The 17679-nt window shown below is 47.5% G+C and carries 19 protein-coding genes; 16 read left to right on the top strand and 3 right to left on the bottom strand.

Annotated elements, in window-relative coordinates:
- The 9 genes from EBR25_02855 to EBR25_02815 form a co-directional block, all read left to right on the top strand.
- Positions 1 to 1080: acyl-CoA dehydrogenase (locus EBR25_02855; GenBank protein NBW39922.1), on the top strand; the 1080-nt coding region annotated here is incomplete at its 5' end.
- A gap of 130 nt (positions 1081 to 1210) precedes the next feature.
- Positions 1211 to 2875 (top strand): methylmalonyl-CoA mutase, encoded by a 1665-nt coding sequence (locus tag EBR25_02850; GenBank protein NBW39921.1) that lies wholly within the window; start codon positions 1211 to 1213, stop codon positions 2873 to 2875.
- Between the two features lie 112 nt (positions 2876 to 2987).
- Complete coding sequence (locus EBR25_02845) at positions 2988 to 3422, top strand: cobalamin B12-binding domain-containing protein (protein NBW39920.1); 435 nt, start codon at positions 2988 to 2990, stop codon at positions 3420 to 3422.
- A gap of 123 nt (positions 3423 to 3545) precedes the next feature.
- A complete protein-coding gene (locus EBR25_02840; GenBank protein ID NBW39919.1) occupies positions 3546 to 3908 on the top strand; it encodes a hypothetical protein in 363 nt (120 codons plus the stop codon).
- Positions 3909 to 3915: 7 nt separating this feature from the next.
- Positions 3916 to 4365 carry a hypothetical protein gene (locus EBR25_02835; protein NBW39918.1) on the top strand — a complete coding sequence of 150 codons (450 nt, stop codon included), beginning with the start codon at positions 3916 to 3918 and terminating at the stop codon, positions 4363 to 4365.
- Complete coding sequence (locus tag EBR25_02830) at positions 4340 to 5137, top strand: hypothetical protein (protein ID NBW39917.1); 798 nt, start codon at positions 4340 to 4342, stop codon at positions 5135 to 5137. Before EBR25_02835 ends, EBR25_02830 begins: the two co-directional genes overlap by 26 nt.
- 30 nt (positions 5138 to 5167) lie before the next feature.
- Positions 5168 to 6637, top strand: coding sequence for a tRNA (N6-isopentenyl adenosine(37)-C2)-methylthiotransferase MiaB (gene miaB, locus EBR25_02825; GenBank protein NBW39916.1), 1470 nt, complete (start codon positions 5168 to 5170; stop codon positions 6635 to 6637).
- Positions 6638 to 6750: 113 nt separating this feature from the next.
- Entirely contained in the window at positions 6751 to 7476 is a 726-nt protein-coding gene (locus tag EBR25_02820; GenBank protein ID NBW39915.1) for a bifunctional nuclease family protein, read from the top strand.
- 66 nt (positions 7477 to 7542) lie between these two features.
- Positions 7543 to 8409 (top strand): hypothetical protein, encoded by an 867-nt coding sequence (locus tag EBR25_02815; GenBank protein ID NBW39914.1) that lies wholly within the window; start codon positions 7543 to 7545, stop codon positions 8407 to 8409.
- Positions 8410 to 8438: 29 nt separating this feature from the next.
- On the opposite strand, the gene EBR25_02810 is transcribed toward EBR25_02815, so the two are convergent.
- On the bottom strand, positions 8439 to 9086 hold the full coding sequence (locus tag EBR25_02810) for a hypothetical protein (protein NBW39913.1): 648 nt from the start codon (positions 9084 to 9086) through the stop codon (positions 8439 to 8441).
- 367 nt (positions 9087 to 9453) lie between these two features.
- Positions 9454 to 10689: a pyridoxal-phosphate dependent enzyme gene (locus EBR25_02805; GenBank protein ID NBW39912.1), complete on the bottom strand. Its 1236-nt coding sequence runs from the start codon at positions 10687 to 10689 to the stop codon at positions 9454 to 9456.
- A 265-nt stretch (positions 10690 to 10954) separates the two neighbouring features.
- On the opposite strand from EBR25_02805, the gene EBR25_02800 reads away from it, so the two are divergent.
- The 3 genes from EBR25_02800 to EBR25_02790 all read left to right on the top strand — a co-directional run bounded on the left by EBR25_02800 (position 10955) and on the right by EBR25_02790 (position 13088).
- Positions 10955 to 11245, top strand: a complete 291-nt coding sequence (locus EBR25_02800) for a hypothetical protein (protein NBW39911.1) — start codon at positions 10955 to 10957, stop codon at positions 11243 to 11245.
- Between the two features lie 203 nt (positions 11246 to 11448).
- Positions 11449 to 12618 (top strand): response regulator, encoded by a 1170-nt coding sequence (locus EBR25_02795; protein NBW39910.1) that lies wholly within the window; start codon positions 11449 to 11451, stop codon positions 12616 to 12618.
- A gap of 8 nt (positions 12619 to 12626) precedes the next feature.
- Positions 12627 to 13088, top strand: coding sequence for a hypothetical protein (locus tag EBR25_02790; GenBank protein NBW39909.1), 462 nt, complete (start codon positions 12627 to 12629; stop codon positions 13086 to 13088).
- A gap of 11 nt (positions 13089 to 13099) precedes the next feature.
- Here EBR25_02790 and EBR25_02785 read toward each other — a convergent pair whose 3' ends face one another.
- Positions 13100 to 13684: a cob(I)yrinic acid a,c-diamide adenosyltransferase gene (locus EBR25_02785; protein ID NBW39908.1), complete on the bottom strand. Its 585-nt coding sequence runs from the start codon at positions 13682 to 13684 to the stop codon at positions 13100 to 13102.
- Positions 13685 to 13912: 228 nt separating this feature from the next.
- On the opposite strand from EBR25_02785, the gene EBR25_02780 reads away from it, so the two are divergent.
- From EBR25_02780 to EBR25_02765, 4 genes are all read left to right on the top strand, one after another.
- The gene (locus EBR25_02780; protein NBW39907.1) at positions 13913 to 14122 is read left to right on the top strand and encodes a hypothetical protein; all 210 of its coding nucleotides are present in this window, start codon (positions 13913 to 13915) and stop codon (positions 14120 to 14122) included.
- 283 nt (positions 14123 to 14405) lie between these two features.
- Positions 14406 to 15218, top strand: coding sequence for a serine/threonine-protein phosphatase (locus EBR25_02775; GenBank protein ID NBW39906.1), 813 nt, complete (start codon positions 14406 to 14408; stop codon positions 15216 to 15218).
- Positions 15219 to 15355: 137 nt separating this feature from the next.
- A complete protein-coding gene (locus tag EBR25_02770) occupies positions 15356 to 16192 on the top strand; it encodes a hypothetical protein (protein ID NBW39905.1) in 837 nt (278 codons plus the stop codon).
- A 27-nt stretch (positions 16193 to 16219) separates the two neighbouring features.
- Positions 16220 to 17605: a serine/threonine protein kinase gene (locus EBR25_02765; GenBank protein NBW39904.1), complete on the top strand. Its 1386-nt coding sequence runs from the start codon at positions 16220 to 16222 to the stop codon at positions 17603 to 17605.
- Positions 17606 to 17679: the final 74 nt, after the last annotated feature.

The raw sequence follows: 17679 nt of genomic DNA, 5'->3' as shown, positions 1-17679 counted from the left end.
GCTCCACTTGCCCAAAAGATAGACCATGAACATTATTTCCCAGAGGAATTGCTCCCTGAGTTAGCTGAACTCGGTTTTATGGGAGCGACAGTTCCAGAGCAACTTGGGGGATCCGGTCTTACTCAAGTGCAGTACTGTATTCTTATTGAAGAGCTAGCAGCAGCCTGCGCTTCCACCTCGATCATCGTGAGCGCACATAGTTCTTTGTGTCTTGCACCAATTGTGAATTTTGGAACACCTGAACAACATGCTGAATTCGCAACTCCACTTGCTACGGGAGATCAGCTCGGTTGTTTTGCGCTGTCTGAACCGGGGACGGGCAGTGACGCCGCTGCTCTGACCTGTCGATATGAAAAGAACGAGGCGGGCTTCATTGTGAGCGGAACAAAGAACTGGATCACCAATGGTCCGCGAGCCGATGCGTGTGTGCTTTTTGCCACGTCCGATCTTCAGTCTGGGTATCGGGGTGTTTCAGCTTTTGTGCACTCTCTACGCTTGCCAGGGATCACCCGTGGACCTCTCGAAGATAAGCTAGGTATTTGTGGTTCTCCTACTTGTGCGATTCACTATGATAATGTGCAGTTGCCCAAATCTGCGTTATTGGGGAACGAAGGAAAAGGATTTAATGTTGCCATGTCGACCCTGAATGGTGGAAGAACTGGCGTCGCGGCACAAGCAGTTGGGATAGCTCGCGCGGCACTTCAAGACGCGCTTGGTTATGCGCAGGAGCGAAAAACATTCGGTAAGCCTATCTGCGAGCACCAGTCAATTAAGAACTATCTCGCTGATATGATGAATCGAGTTGAGGCTTCTCGCTTGTTAACGCTCTCTGCAGCCTTTAAAAAAGACCAGGGAATGAGCTATAGTCGAGAAGCGGCCATGGCCAAGCTTTACGCATCAGAGTCGGCATCATGGGTTGCGAATAAGGCGGTCCAGATTTTTGGTGGCTATGGTTATGTGAAAGACTTTCCAGCAGAAAGGCACCTCCGTGATGCAAAAATTACGGAAATCTACGAGGGAACCAGTGAGATTCAGCGTCTGGTAGTTGCTGATTCTCTCTTGCGTGAAGAGCAGGACTAGAGGGGGAAAGGTTGCGAGAGCAGCCAGATTCCGTGTAAATTTTGTACCGGATGCAAACGGTCACTGGAGCGAGACGGTTCTAGTGGGTTATACCGTAAGGGGGCTTTGAAAAGAGCGGAAGTAGGGTGGTATGGCAAACGATAAAAGTAAGAAGTCTCAGTCGAAGGCTGAGTGGCTAGCAACACACAAACCAGAATCACGACAAAGAAAAGAGCACTTCGACTCTATCAGTTTTCGTCCACATCCAACTGTCGTAACGCATGATGAGATGGCAGATTTTTCTCCGGATGCTGAGCTTGGTTTTCCGGGAGAGTTCCCATTTACCAGAGGCATCCATCCGAATCTCTACCGTGGAAAGCTGTGGACCATGCGTCAGTTTGCCGGTTTTGGAACACCAGAGGATACGAATAAGCGCTTTCGGTTTCTTCTCGAAAATGGACAAACAGGACTCTCTACCGCTTTCGATATGCCAACGCTGATGGGGTACGACGCGGATCATGCGCTCTCGAAGGGTGAGGTCGGTCGAGAGGGAGTGAGCATTTCAACCATTGAAGATATGGAAGTGCTTTTTCAAGAGATCGATCTCACGAAAGTTACCGTTTCAATGACGATTAACTGCACTGCACCCATTGCCATGGCGATGTACTTTGCTGTCGCTCGGCGACGGGGGTATGACTTCTCTCAACTTGGTGGAACTATTCAAAACGATATGCTCAAGGAGTTTATCGCACAGAAAGAGTGGATTTGTCCGCCAGCGCCCTCAGTGAGGCTCTCTTGTGATATTATCGAGTATTGTTCGCAACATGCCCCGAGGTTCCACGGGATTAGTATCAGCGGCTATCATATCCGGGAAGCAGGTGCGACCGCTGCTCAGGAGTTGGCGTTTACGCTGGCTGATGGTCTTGCTTATGTTCAGCATTGTGTTGACCGGGGTATGCCAGTTGACGACTTCGCTCCACGACTCTCCTTTTTCTTTGATGTCCACAATGATTTTTTCGAGGAAGTGGCTAAGTTTCGAGCTGCTCGCCGAATGTGGGCACGATTCATGAGGGATCGCTTCGGGGCGCAAACCACAAAGTCGATGCAGTTACGGACACATGCCCAAACCGCAGGAGTAAGTCTTACAGCGCAACAACCCGTCAATAATGTAGCTCGTGTTGCCTTACAGGCGCTTGCTGCAGTGCTTGGCGGTGTACAGTCACTCCATACAAATTCAATGGATGAGACCCTGTCGTTGCCCACAGAGCACGCAGTGAAAGTTGCTCTAAGAACGCAACAGATTCTTGCTGAAGAAACGGGAGTTGCAGATGTTGTAGATCCGCTGGGTGGTTCTTATTACGTGGAACAGCTCACCACGCAGATTGAATCTGAAGCACTGGCCTACATCGAGAAGATCGACGCACTGGGCGGCATGCTTGCAGCGGTGGAGCAAGGCTATCCACAAAAGGAACTCTCTGAGGCTTCTTATGAGTTCCAAAAGCGGGTGGATGGAGATGCCTATAGGATTGTAGGAGTAAATTCATACAAAGATGAGAATGAGGAGAACCCGATACCGACCCATCAGATCGATCTTGCCGTCGAGGAGAATCAACGAGAACGAGTTGTGGCGTTTAAGTTAGGGCGCGACAGCGCAAAAGTAGAGAGTGCGCTGGAGCGTATTAGAGCAGCATGTAAAAATAGTGAAAATATTATGCCAGTGTTGGTGGATGCGGTGGATGATGGCGTTACAGTGGGTGAGGTTTCTGATATTTTTCGGGAGGTATTCGGGATCTATCGCGACCCTGGCTTGCTTTAGCGAGCGGCTTGCTTTAGCGAGCGGCTTACTTTAGGTAGCGGATTGCTTCAGGGAGCCGTAGAGGAGAGAGTCTTTGGGGTTGGAAATAAGATTTTGTGATGGAGAGTAGTGTATGACGGGGAAGCAAGAAGTCAGTGAGCGAAGCGAATCCTCACCAATTCGGGTTCTTATTGGAAAGCCAGGGCTTGATGGTCATGATCGGGGAGCAAAAGTCGTGGCACGTGCTCTTCGGGACGCTGGGATGGAAGTGATTTATACAGGTCTTCATCAAACACCTGACATGATTGTAACGAGTGCCATACAAGAAGATGTCGATTGCTTAGGCATGAGTATTTTGTCGGGTGCCCACATGACGCTGTTTACTGAAGTGCTCTCACTCCTCAAAGAGAAGAAAGCAGAGGATATCGCCGTTTTTGGTGGCGGGATTATCCCTGAAGAGGATGCAGCAAAGTTGAAAGAGCTCGGAGTCAAGGAGCTCTTTCCCCCAGGGACTGCGACACGAGATATCGTTGCTTGGATTGAGGGGAACATCCAGGTGAAGCGATAGCTGACAAGAAGAGGCTCCTTCTGGAATCCCCCTGAAGGAGAGGGGGGGTCGTTCAAAACATCGGTTGTAGAATGCGACTTCCCTGTGAGACACTAAGGCAGAACCATTTTTGAACGGTGAACTATGAGTAATAATAGTGGTCCGATCTTAGACCGAGTCGTTATCATTCTCATTGCGATTGGTGTCGTCATTCTTGGCGCGAAGGATCTGGCACACCTGCGTAGTGATCTTGCCATGAAGAATCCACGGTTGGATATGAGTGGAACACGGTCGGTCTTAACCGAGTTACGAGCGGATCCATCAACATCGTTTTCTGATGGCGTTCCAGTTGAAAAGCTCACGGCTAAGACAGATAGCGAAGTCCGAGCCCGGTATCCTTTTACCTTTCACAAGGAGAATGATCGGTTTTCAATCCGGGCAGAAGATAGAGCGAGTGACGAGAATCTCTCACTCACGGCTCGATTGAAGCGATTATTTGGAAAGTAGGAATTCAATGCAAAGACGGACTCTTTTTTTAATTCTTGGGTTGATACTGAGTGTATCTCTAACAGGGTGTATTTTTGTTCCGTTCATTGATTCTGCTCGACAGTCAGGTTTGCTTCAGAGTGATCGACAACGGCTCCTCCAGGAGGAAGTGGTTCGTTTTAACCGAGTTCGTATGTGGGGTAAGCAATTGCAGGCTTTGTCGTTTGCGGAGCCAGATTCGCAGGCGACGATTCGGCAATTTCTTGTTCAGCATGGGAAAGACGAGCGTGTAGTCGAGAGTGAGATCGAGTCAATTGAGTTTTCTCCAGATGCTTACGCGGCTATCGTAAATTCTCGAGTTCGCTATTACCGAGTTCCATATTATGTTGTTGAGGAGCGGCAGGAGAATCAGGAGTGGAGCTTTTCGTTGTCTGGCGGGTGGAAGATAAAGGATGTTGAAGTTGAGACTCGTGGCTAGCTATCTGGTGTTATCTGGTGTGAGTGTATTTGTACTCGCGGCCTGTTCATGGGTACCCCTTGCCTCTCAAACAGAAATATCAGCACCTGTTCAAATAGAGCAGGATGCCCCTCCTTCTGTAAGCATGGATATTCTTGATGAAGTCAATGACGGAAAAATGCTTTCGCTCGTGCTCGATATAGTTCCAAGAGCGCAGATTGAGGCCGATAGCATAGAGATTGCTATTAAGCTCTTTTCCCATGGAAGTCTTGTTCGTGAAAATGGATATCGACTCTCTCAGTTACGGGCATTACGTACCCTTAAGCCCGTAGGTGAAGCAACACTGTCAGCAGATGTCTCTTCTCGAGTGCTCCTCCAGCAGCCACTCATGGAAGGGATAACGGATTATCAGATAGAGGCAAACTGGGGACACGCAAAGAATACTCCCCCCGAGTCTTTAGATATCATTGAGCATGTCGAGGTCCAAGAGTTTCCAGCTGAATGTCGTGATGAGTGTTTTGTTCCCTTCGAGTTGCGAGTCAGCCTTAAAAATCCATTCGAGAAACCAATTGGGAATATTTGGCTGAGTACGAGTTTCGAGCGGCCAGGTGGGGTCGAGACGGCCACAGGAGACCCTGGGAAATTCTCTTTAGGCGAGAGATACTTAGAGCCCCAAGAGCATTTTAACCTTTCACTACGCACACAAACGCCCCTTCCATATAATCTCTATCAGCAAGGGTTTCGTCCAGCTATTCGGCTCAGTTCGTTTGAGTTTCTATCAGAAGGGCATTAGACTCCTACTCCCAGTATATGCCAGCGGCAAATGTGGTCGCAGACAAGGTCTTATAACATGTCAGAAGAATCTCTGATTCAAATTGGTGCGAAGCAAACAGCCTCAGCCGGATGTGGAACTCATGCCCATGAGCTGATCGAACCGTCTGGTTCACATGCCGTACGAGTACCGGGTGCGGAGTTGAAAGGGGTCTATATTCATACCTTCGGTTGTCAGATGAATGTTTATGACTCGGAGAAGCTTGGGGTGCTGCTTGAGAATACTCATCAACCAGTATCGAAACCTGAGGATGCCGATCTTATTCTGATTAATACCTGTAGTATCCGAGAAAAAGCCGAACATAAGCTCTATAGCCTGGTGGGTGGTCTCCGCAGTTTGAAGGAAAAGAATACCGACCTCCTGATTGGAGTGGGGGGATGTGTTGCCCAGCAAGAGGGCGCTGAAATAATCAAGCGTGCACCGCTCGTAGACTTTGTTTTTGGCACCCACAATCTTTCGCTCGTTCCAGCGCTGATTCAGAACATACAGAAAGGAGCCGGAAAGCAGGTTGCGGTTGACTATCGTGAGGACTGGGAAACGTTGCCGCTTCATGGGCCAACTGGACGAGCCTCTGCTTTTATTACCATTTCTCGAGGATGCAATAAAAACTGCGCATATTGTATCGTGCCGACGACACGAGGACCTGAGGTGTCTCGTCCCATAGCAGAGATTTTGCAAGAAGTTCGCCTTGCTGCTACGCGAGGTGTTCGAGAGGTAACTCTTTTAGGTCAAACGGTAAACTCTTACGGATTAGATCTTTCACCGCGAATGAAGTTTTCACAACTGTTAGAAAAAGTTGCTGAGGTGGATGGAATCGATCGGATTCGCTTTACGAGCCCGCATCCACAAGAGATTCGAGACGACTTCTTTAGAATCCTCCATGACAATCCAAAGGTGTGTCGGCATGTTCATATGCCCATGCAGTCAGGCAGTGATAGAGTCTTAAAGGCAATGAACCGTAATTATCGAATGAAAAAATTTCATCGAATTGTTGAAGGATTGAGAGATGCATGTCCGAGCGTCGCAATCACCACGGATATTATTGTCGGTTTTCCTGGTGAGACTGAAGAGGAGTTTAGGGAAACTCTAAAAGCAATGAATGAGATTAGATTTGATTCGAGTTATTCTTTTGCCTTTTCGCCCCGACCTGGTACAGAAGCTGAAAGACTCTCGGAACAGCTCCCTGAAAGTGTGAAGAGAGAGCGACTTCTGGAGTTACAGGCATTACAGCAAGATCATACGGCAGAGAAGCTCACCGCTTGGATTGGCCAGGAGACTGAAGTTCTCATCGATGGGTTTGTGAAGAGTAATCCAGAGCTTGTGCAAGGGAGAAACTCACAGAATATACTGATCCACCTTGAACAACCTGAGGAGGATCTGGGTCCTGGCATGATGACGAAAGTTCGGATTACCCGTAGCTCTCGATACACCCTACACGGTGCACGGATTGCCCCCTGCTGATAATTCAAAGCGTAGAAGACTCGTGTTGCACCTTTGCACACGTAGTAATCCCCCTGAAAATAGCCTTCAATACAGTAGGAGCTGTAGAGAATTTATTCCGCTCAGCATAGACAGTGAGCCTCGCACTCGATACACTCTCTATAGTGAGAGGAAAGAGTTTTCGTTCGGTTAGGGGATATAGAGTCGATACTATGGAAGATGAATCAGCGATAGAAATGTTTGTTGGTGGTCTAGTGCTAGACCCGAACACCCAGGCTCCCGTTGTTGTTCTGAAAAATGAAGAGGGTGATATTCACCTGCCGATATGGATCGGTGTAGCAGAGGCAACCTCAATTGCAAGTGCAATTAAAGAATTAGAGATGGCAAGACCTCTCACCCATGACCTCGTGATGACTATTCTCGATGAGGTCTCGTTTCGTGTAGAGCGGGTGGTCATCACTGAGTTAAAAGACTCGACTTATTTTGCCGAGCTAATTTTAGCGAGTGGAGATAAAGCGCTTATTCTTGATTCTCGCCCCTCTGATGCAATCGCAGTTGCGTTGCGTGCGGAGGCGCCGATTTTTGTTACCCAACAAGTATTGTCCCAAGCTCAGATTAGTTTCGCTGATAACATGCATTCTGGAGGAGATTCTCAGGAAGACGGAGAGCCAGATGCTCCCTCACACTCTTCGGACGTTTCTGGCGGTGAAGGTCAGGGTCCAGCAGATGCGGAAGCAGCAAGCGATTTATTAGAAGAGGAGCTTGCTTCTCGATTTCAGAATTTTAAGGAAATCGACAAGGACAAGTGGAATGAGATTCTTGAAGAACTCGATCCTGATGACTTCAAATACAAGACCTGATTGATTCATGAAGAGGTGCGTAGGCGTTTCTCTTATCACCACAGACGGACGCAGTAGGGAGGAAATGTGAGAGTAGATAGTGGAGAGCAAGAGTCGATGACGAGTCAAAAGGCCGCATCACAGAGTCACGGCAAGAATATCAGCTCTGGAAACAGGGAGAAGAAGGGAGGTTCGGACTCAGGGGACGGCTCCAGTGAGATTATTCAACAAACCGTCGCTGAAGATCCGATTGCAAAGTTTCTTCAGACGAACTGGCGCATCATTACAACTGTAGTGATTCTGGGATTTGCTTTTGTATATGGGAAAAGTTTTTTCGAACAAACGCGCCATGAATCGCTCCGAAGGTCTGCCGATGTTCTTCTCAACCTTCAAGAGCAAGTTGAGCAACTCAGTACTTTTGATTCCACAGCAGTGGCGGATGAGACGAAAGAAGATCAGTTTGAACAAGGGCTATCGCGCGCACGAGAGTTAACGAGAGCCTTGTCTCAGGAGAGGGCGCCTTATGCTTCACTTGCGCCCATGTATACCGCTCTTCTCTCGCAGATTCAGTTAAGCAAAGCAGGAGGTGGAAATGAACTCGGTGCAGACCTTACCCCTCAGAGTTTGTCGGAGACAGAGCTCGTTCTACAGAAGGAAGAGGGGGTAGTCGTTGAGTTGCAAAACTTTCACAGAGCGTTGTATAGCCTGAATGTAGCGACACGGTCTGCAACTGATTCAGCTTCATCTGACGCCGAACCCGCCCTTCTTAAGCTCAAAGAGCTTGTTCGTACGGGGGACTTCGTTGGTGGTGCGGCTCTTGCTGTGCTCCAGGCCTTTGCTTCTGATGACCAGCAGATGCAGGACGAGTTGAGAGTGCTTGCTAAAGAGTACCTGGTGCGGAATCCCGAGCAGGCTGAGGTGCTGCGTCGAGAGCTTCCTGCTTTATACGAGTAGTTTTTCGTTTGTCGGGGAGAACGCCGATTTTATATCGACTTTGATACGTCATGTGTTACTTGAGTTGGCTTTCCCGTCTCAACGGTAGGCTCATCGCCCTCACTCAAGTGCTGTAAGTTGTAGAGTTCAACGGAAGCCTCATTGCTTCCCGTGGAAGCGTACTTCTTCTTCCGCTTCTTTTTCTTCAAATGTGGAATACTCTGATGGTCTTGCGCGACGTGTGTTGGATTCGGCATCGTTTCTTTGTCATCAAGAGAACGCAGAAGAAATCTCTCGAATCGTTTTAACAGGTTCGCAAGAAATCCAATCGGATCTTCAATAATTGAAATATCCTTTGAAGTATTCTTCTTCACCGAAAGGGCTTTCTCGTCATTCCCTTTGGGGTTTGAAGTAAGCTCGGATGTAACGTCGCTTTTCTGAGTCTCTCTTGAAAGTCCTCTATCAGTAATCGGTGAAATATCGGTCAACGTTTCTCGATACTGGTCAAGGTGAACAGAGAGTTTATTATCTAGTGTGGAGTCTTTCCGAACTACCGCTTCTGAGGTCTGGAGGGACTCCCTCGTAATTTCAGGTTCGGTGCGGAGTTCCGCTGAGTGAGACGGATTACTTTGAGGAGTCTTTGCAACCTCTTGCGCTTGTCTTGTTAAGACTTGTTTTTGTTCAGTTCCGTGACTCATTCTATCCTTTAGTTAAGCATAAAGTCGGTGCTTAAACGATTGTGCCAAGGAGCATTCTCTGTTCCCCATTCGATATAACGCATAAGACATTGAAAGATCAAAGTTTTCTCCATTTGCGCGTAGCGTGGTCTGAGAAGCCATTGCAAACGCGGTATATAGCGATGCGAGTTCTTCGACACTGTATTGTCTTCTGGCTCCTGTGTTATGGGGTATTAAGACTCGAAAGATGCATAGGTTGGAATAATAACTAACTGAAATTACTTGTTTACTTCAATTCTTCTCAATAGCCGGAAGTCAGAAAATTAAGATAAGTCGGGTAATTTCGGGCATTTGCAGCGAGCAAGCATTCTTCATGCGATTTATGCCATTAAACCTCCATGGGGTTCAGGTCGAGAGCAGACAGACTCTCAAAGACGGATTGTTTATGTTTGAGGTCTCGTATCTCAAGTAGAAAAGTGATTTCTACATTGCCTGGTTCTCGAGAAAAGCTCCGTTCATGGAAGGTTTCAAGGACGTTCGCATGTTGGTCGGATATACACTTTGTGAGTTGCATCAAAGACCCGGGGCGATCCGGAACAGATACTCGAAGGCGTACCAACTGACCTTGTTGAAACTGTGATCTCTGAATAAGTCGAGCTAGAATATTAAGATCGATGTTGCTTCCACATGCAAGAAGCACCGTCTTCTTAAAGTTCGCTGGAATCATATCAGCCATCAGAGTCGCGAGCGATGCACTTCCAGCCCCCTCAATCACGGTCCGTTCCTCATAGAGGTAGAGAGTTACTGCTGAAGCAATGATTTGTTCTTCTACATATAAAATTTCATCAACATCAGTCTCTATAATTTCTGCGGGAACGCCCCCAATCTCTTTTACTGCAATACCATCAGCGATAGGACTTGGTGAAAACGGCGATGTATATCCAGGGCCTTTTGTCCACGTTGAGCGAACCCCGAATATTTTTGCTGGGTGATTGCTCTCCTTGAGGGCACGAGCTATCCCAGCAATCAGCCCGCCGCCCCCAATAGGAACTACTATCGAATCAAAATCAGGCAGATCTTCAAGTATTTCTAGACCGGAGACGCCGGCGCCAGCCACTACGTCTACATGGTCATATCCTGGGACGAATATTTTCTTTTGCTTGCGTGATAACTCCTGCGCAAATTCATAGGACTCCCCAAGGATTTTCCCAACGAGTTGAACCTCTGCTCCGAAGTTTGAAGAGGTTTTAATTTTTACAAGTGGAGCGGTGGTGGGCATGACAATCGTGCATGGGATGCCAAGTTTTTTACAGTGCCATGCTACGGCGAGAGCATGATTGCCAGCACTTGCAGCGCAGACTCCTTGCTTTCGCTGCTCATCACTCAGTCGAAGTAGAAAGTTTAGGGCTCCACGCTCTTTGAAAGAGCCAGTGCGTAATTTATTATCCCACTTGATATATACATCTCGATTAAATCGTGCACTAAGACCATGAGAGAATGAGAGGGGCGTTTTAAAAAGATGAGGTGCGATTCGCTTCCGCGCGTCTTCGATGTCCCGTAGCGATACAGGGGCTGTGGTTTGTTGTTTCGTCATTTTTCCTTCTCTCTCGCGAAATACTCTCACTGTACAAAAAATGGGTATTGCGCGAATCAATGTTTCTCTTTGATGATACCGATAAGTTGTCGTGCATGCCACATCTCTCTTTCTTGTGACGGGTGTGGTAGGGATTGCTTGAGTGAAGAACTCGTATGATTGCTGAGTAACTTATGCTTGTTGGGCAACTTCGGAGAGGTTACCAATTTTGGAGGTAGCAATCTCTTGCGGGTAACAGCCCAAAAAGGACTGTTATTGGGCGTAAGTGATCGAAACGCACAGGAGGAAGAGCGCAATGTCACGGTACTTCATTCCTTTTTCCGGAAGAGCTCCAGCTGCTCTCGATATTAATGGGCATCGTTTGCTGATCGTTTCTCGGGACCAAGACGATATCGAAGAGAGCCTATCTTTGTTTGGTGCTGATACGGTCAAGAGTATCGAAGGAGAGTTTGGAAGAGATGAAAGTTTTGTCGCCCTTGAGAAGCTCGCTGATTCGATACAAGGGGATGTCGTTATCGCGCCTGATGATGAGCCGCTTGAGGCCATCTTGATGGATCTTCAAGAAGAGCTTCCCTGGATTCAATAGTAAAGGGGATTCAATAGTAAAGGGGATTCAATAGTAAAGGGGGCTGAGTCCATTGCGTAGAGATACGCTCAAACCATGGGATCTCCTAACCATTTTCTCTGTACTTCAGAGGAGGTTCTTTTCAGGGACCGATCAATCTGTTTAGATGTTAGGAGAGGGTATAGTTCGGACGTCTTGAGCAGGCCGTCCCCCGTGGAGGAAAAGTGTCTCTTTCTGATAGATTACTGTTGATTCAGTTCAATGATCCGAAGTTCCAGAGCTTCCTTGAGAAAGTTGGATATGAACTTTTCTCCGTTGATCAGTGGAGTGAAGTGCAAGATCTGTTAGGTCGCGAGCCGATTGATGCTATTCTTTTTGATGGCTCTACCGATACCGATTCAATCGATTTTTTGGAGACGGTCAAAAACCAGCCGAAGATTCAGAGTCTTCCCATGTTCTTCTTTGTGGATAATGAAGATAGAGCAGAGGAGCTTCAGAAAAAATCCCTGGATAAAGTCGAAGTTTTTGTAAAGCCGTATTCAATTGGTGCGGTGGCCAGCAAGATTGCGACTGAGGTGCGGTTACGTAAATTTGCTGGAGAAGATGAAGTAACAGCAACATTATCCGAGACAAATGCTGCTTTGCGAGATCTTACGCTTCATTTGAAGAAAGATCTTGAGGAGGCAAGAAGCATTCAACAGAATCTTCTTCCCAAAGTGCTACCTGAAAAAGATGAGTTTGAAATAGCCTTCTCATATGAGCCTCTTGAGGAAGTCGGAGGAGACTGGTTTTTTATCGAAGAGGTTGCCGGGAACAAAGTGAGTGTTCAGATTGGCGATGTGACGGGACATGGACTTTCCGCGGCGTTTATCGGCAGTATGACAAAAATGGCGATGGTAGCAGCTGGTGCATGTGCTCCACATGAGTTGCTGCAAAAGATGAACGGACTTTTAGAGCCGCAGCTCCCGGATGGCAAGTTCGTGACGATGTTCAGTTATTTGTATGAATATGAAACCGGTCTTCTTCACTACGCACGTGCTGGACATCCCCCAGCACTACTTCTTAGGCGTCGAGAGGGTAAAGTCTTACAATTGAAGGGGGAAGGATTTCCCCTTGGGTTTCTTGAGGGAGCAGACTATTCTCTTGGTCAAGAAATAGTTGAGAAAGATGATATTCTCATCATTTACACAGATGCCTTCCCCGAGAGTACCAATATGGAGGGAGCGTATTACGGTATCGAGCGATTGGAAAAGTTTCTCCTTGAACTTCCTCGTGAAATTTCTGCAGAAGATGTTATCCAGCTGCTCAAGGAAAATTTTGATGATTTTCGAGAGGGACGTCTCTTGAAAGATGATGCAACTGTTGTTGCATTGAGACGAAAAAATGGTGGATAAGGTATAAAATGGAAGTCCCACCCCACTTTTTTCATCCTTTCGTCATCCATGGACCTCTTATTTTTCCGTTTGTACTATTTCTCGTCTGCCTGTTCCGATTAGAGAACTTATCCAGTGTAAAGAATGAATTGTTAGCACTTGTGATATTACAGATCGGGTTAGCCGCATGGGCATTCTATTCAGGTTCATGGACTACCGATGGGATAATCGAGGATGTTCATCCGACAGCCAAGGAGGCATTAGAGTGGCATTATTTTTGGGGACGAGTTCTTCTTTTGGCCTCTCTAGTAACTGGAGGAGCTATTTTTGTGGGAATAATTGCTGTGCGGCATGAAAAGACTTTCGCTGCGCTCGCACTCCTGATGTCTCTGTTTTTATGCCTGTTATCAATCTTTACGGGTGCTACGGGTGGTAGTCTTGTTCATGAATACGGGATGAATACTCTTTTGATTCCACCTGAAAATATTTAAAAGAGTGGCACTCATTCTTCTGGCACAGACCGAGTAGAATCCCATAAATGTTCAGCCTCACCTGTAATCTCAGAACAATGACGGGCAAATGCAAAAAGCCAGTCACTGAGGCGATTCAGATAGATGAGAATAATAGGTCTTACTGACTCTTCTTGCGAGTAGCCAACGATAGAGCGTTCCGCACGTCTACATACCGTTCTCGTAATGTGAATGGTGCTCATGAGTTGAGAGCCCCCTGGAAGGAGAAAAGACTTCAGTTCTGGAACCGAGGCAGTCCATACATCAATCTGTTTTTCGAGAGCTGCTACCTCTGACTCTGTGATGATGGTAGGAGGCTTCCATTCAGACTCATGTGGAGTCGCTAACTCAGCGCCAATGTCAAAGAGCTCTTGTTGAATTTCGTGGAGGGCGGTATCAGCATCTATGGCACTTTGCCCTCTCAGTTGCGTTCTGATCATGCCGATCCAACTATTGAGCTCATCAATATCACCATACGCATGCACCTGAGGACTTGCTTTCACCACTCGCTTACCTCCAACGAGCCCTGTCTCGCCAGCGTCCCCGGCTCGAGTATAGAGTTTTGAAAGCTTTACCATGATTCATTCCTTCCACATTTTAATTCATCCCGTGGAATAGTGCCGATTCACGCTCTAAATCTCAAGTTTTTAGATTTTCTCGCCTTTAAAGGCGTAAGTGATGGAAGAGAGCTACCTGCTGGTAGGTTCAAGATTTGAGTCGTACGAAAAAAGCAGCAATGCCCCGTTACACTGACTGGATTTTTATTCAGGAAAATTACTCCCTATCAACTTTTCGTTGTCTCGCTCGTGGTTCTTTTCAGAGCGAAGCACAAAATGAAGGAAGTATCACGGAGCACGTTCCGCATTTCTCAGAATGATCTTTTGGAGAACGCTTTTCGCTTTCGCACTGAAGCAGCAACTGAAAGAGGGAGGCTGTTGAGCGGAGAAGCGTCGGACCAGAATCCTATCGAATTTAGAACAAAGTTTAATGTCTTCTTTTTGGCTCTTCTCGCGTAGAGCAGTAGTGGGCTTCCCTGATGTATTTTTCGAGCTCCGCTGAAACGGTATTTGCAGAAAAAAGACCGACTTTTGCCACCAGAGCTGAAAATATGGACCGTATCTTCAAATACTTGAATCCAAATATGGGGTTTTCCGTTTGTGGTGCTCTCCAGCGCAAAGGCTCTTTGGATGCTTTTTAGCATGACCATTGGATTTGTCTTTGAGCAGATGTCTGCAAGGAACTATGCAAAGAGGCTACAGATGGGGGTAATAAACACGGTGAAGAGGCAGCAAGCTCATAATGCAAAGTGACCACGAATCATACCTAGAACCAGCCGCTATTTCTGATGTTGGGTGTGAACGAACACTCAATGAAGATCGGTTTGCTTCGATCGAGTCGCCGTCTGGAATAACGTGGCTTGTCTGCGATGGAATGGGAGGACAGACAGGAGGCGATCTCGCTGCTCAACTTGCAATAGATGCAATTCGTCGCGAGCTTCAGAATCAGCCGGCGCGTTCTCCGATGGTATCGATCAAGAGTGCTCTAGAAGAAGCAAATCGTCGGGTAGTGCTTCGAAGACAAAATCAATCATTTGCGCAAATGGGCACGACCGCCACGGCCGTTCAGGTATTTGGCGCAGAGGTTGTCATTGCAAATGTGGGTGATTCACGTGCCTATCTTGTTCGGGATGGAGCAATTCAGCAACTCACAGTAGACCATACTTATGTACAGGAGCTTGTTGAGAAAGGCGAGATCGATGAGAACGAAGCGCTGTCCCATCCAAAAGCGCATATTCTCACAAGATGTCTCGGTGCAAATCCTGGATTAGACATTGATCTCATCCAGTACTGGATTAATCCGAGTACATCGAAAAGTGATAGTAGCCTGGGAGATATCTTGCTCCTCTGTTCCGATGGGCTTTATAGCCTCGTTGAGGAAGGAGAGATCGCTTCAATTATTAGCTCTTGTTCTCCATCGGATGCTTGCGACCGTCTTGTTACACTCGCAAAGGAGCGAGGTGGATATGACAATATTACCGCTATTATCATCCCGCTACATGGCGAGCTATCTTCAGAGCAGCCTTTTGGATACTCCAGTCAGACAGTTACGTAGTGCATCACAGCCTCGACGAAAGGTTGATGGCGCGGCGCTTTTTCAGACAACAATCATAATGGGTATTCTGTCTCTTATTGCTGTACTGACAGCGGGAATGGCCATTGCTTTGCAAATCAGATTTTAGGGAGAAGGGAATGACTTCAAAAAAAGATCGAAAGAACGAACGAGTCAAAGAAGAGGACGCAGCGGAGAGCGGCAAGGGTTCGAGAGCGAGAAATCGTACCGTCATGTTGACGCCAGATATTACGAATGAAGTTCGAGCTCGACTGGCGAAGGATATGGGTGCAGCCGACACGACTCAAGATCCAGTTGAGGATCCGGATGCATTCCAGGCTCCAGCAGGAGTGGCAACAGAGAGTTATGAAACGAATAGAACACTCCGAGAAAGCTCTTCTTCAACTCCACGTGAGGAGCGAAAACCGCCAAAGCCTCAGTTTACACACTATCAGGAGCCTCTGAGCGAAGATGAAGGAGTTGCACCCTCTGAAAGAACGAAGAGTAGTAACGCAGGTGGAAAGAGGGAGAGAACACCATCTGCCGCAAGGATTGCCACTCCGGTTCAACCCGTGACTCCTCCAGCTGCCTATCGGATTCGGCAAGGTATTATCTGGAGTAAACAGTCGAGAATCATGGGGTTTCTGGTCTCTTATGATGAGGAGGAAAACGGCGAGTTTTTTGAGCTGAGACAGGGGCGCTTAATCATTACCTCTGAACCACCCGCTTCTGGAAATTTTCTCGTACTTGATGATGAGAGCGTGAGTCCGATGCATGCCATTGTTCGCATTGCTGATTTTGGAGAATTACAGGTTCTTGATCAACTTTCAGAACATGGAACCCGAATTATCCGAGGAGATACTGGCGAAGAGGAGTCGCTATCTGGGGACAAGAGCACCGTGCGTCATGGTGATACTATTTTCTTCGGCAAGAAGCAGTTTTCCGTTTGTCTCATTTCGCGGGGTCACGCCCTGTAGGGAGTAATGGTATTCTGAACTAAGTATATGAACCAAGCAAAACTGATTCATATCCGTTCCGGAACAATTATCGCATCTCGATACAAAGTCACTCGCCGCCTCGGCACGGGCAGTATGGGGGTGGTCTATGCCTGTACCGACAAAGAGGAAGACGATCAACTTGTTGCAATGAAGGTCTTATTTCCAGAAGTTGCGCAAGATCGGGTGGCACTAAGACGGTTTCGAAATGAGATTTTTGCCTCTTACGGTGTAATTCATGAAAATGTGGTCCGTGCGTTCGACTATATACGTGATGGAGAGATAACAGGATATACGCTGGAGTACGTCGGTGGGGGGGACCTTGCAGATAAACTTGGAGAGGATCCTACGCCGATTCCGATCAGAGAAATTGTAGGTCTACTAATAGACATGTGTGCTGGACTTCAAGCAATTCACGATGCGGGGATTGTTCACCGTGACATGAAGCCAGAAAATATTCTCCTTACGGAACTTGGGAGAGCCAAGATAGCTGATTTTGGAATAGCTCGTACGGGCAGTGGCCAGAAGTTAACCGAGCACGGTGGAGTGGTCGGCACAATTGACTACGTGAGTCCTGAGTATATGCTCAACTCGCACGTCGATTGGCGTTCAGACATTTATGCACTTGGCATTCTCGGTTACGAAATGGTGACTCAAGAGCAGCCATTCAGGGGTGAAAGTGTCTATGCAACAATGATGAAGCGATTAAAGACTGAGCCAAGAATGCCAAGTGCTATACGAACGGAGTGTCCGCCAGAGTTAGAGAGAATCATTCTCAAGGCTATGGCTCGAGCGATAGAGGAACGCTACCAATCTTCCGAAGCCATGCTTCATGACTTGTTAGCGCTTCAACAACAACTCTCACGAGACAGCGTTCGGTACTCTGAGGCTAACGAAGGAAGCCTCAGAGAGGGGTCCCCGAAGAGGGCGCTCTTGGCAGAAAAGCCTCGTAAGGGAAAAAGAGCTTCATCCGGGGGAACGCACTCCTCCCGGGTTAAGGTGAGAGATATTTTACCGATTGATCAGCATGAGTCTGGTCTTGAGCGTAGGACCTCAATGGCAGAGGGTACCGATATTGCTGCCATGCTGCCCGTCTCTGGGCAGCAGAAAGGAGCAGAGCGCGGAAGGAGCAGTACCCTGTGGAGGGGGTCTTCCGCTCCCTCTGGATTTGGTGATTTTGGGGAGTCGGAGCCAGTTTTTCACTCCAGAGCTAATAACAGACCCCGAACTGGTTTGGAGCGTATCCGTTTTAACGCGAAGACATTTTTAACTATTGTTTTATTTATACTTCTCTCCTTGGCTCTGACAGGGCTTGTGGTTTGTGGTCTCGTTTATCCATCGCAATGTGGCTCTTTTTTGCCTCTAGATGCGCTTTTTATGAGTTTTTCCCCATAATCATTGTCGTGTAGGGCAATTATTCGTGAGATGGGGAGAGGCTTAATCCTAAATTGTCGAGACGTTACAGCTAT

This window comes from bacterium (genome assembly GCA_009926305.1).
GTDB lineage: Bacteria > Bdellovibrionota_C > UBA2361 > UBA2361 > RFPC01 > RFPC01.
The sequence above is the reverse complement of the archived record's forward strand: the minus strand, read 5'-3'. Positions and strand labels throughout refer to the sequence as shown.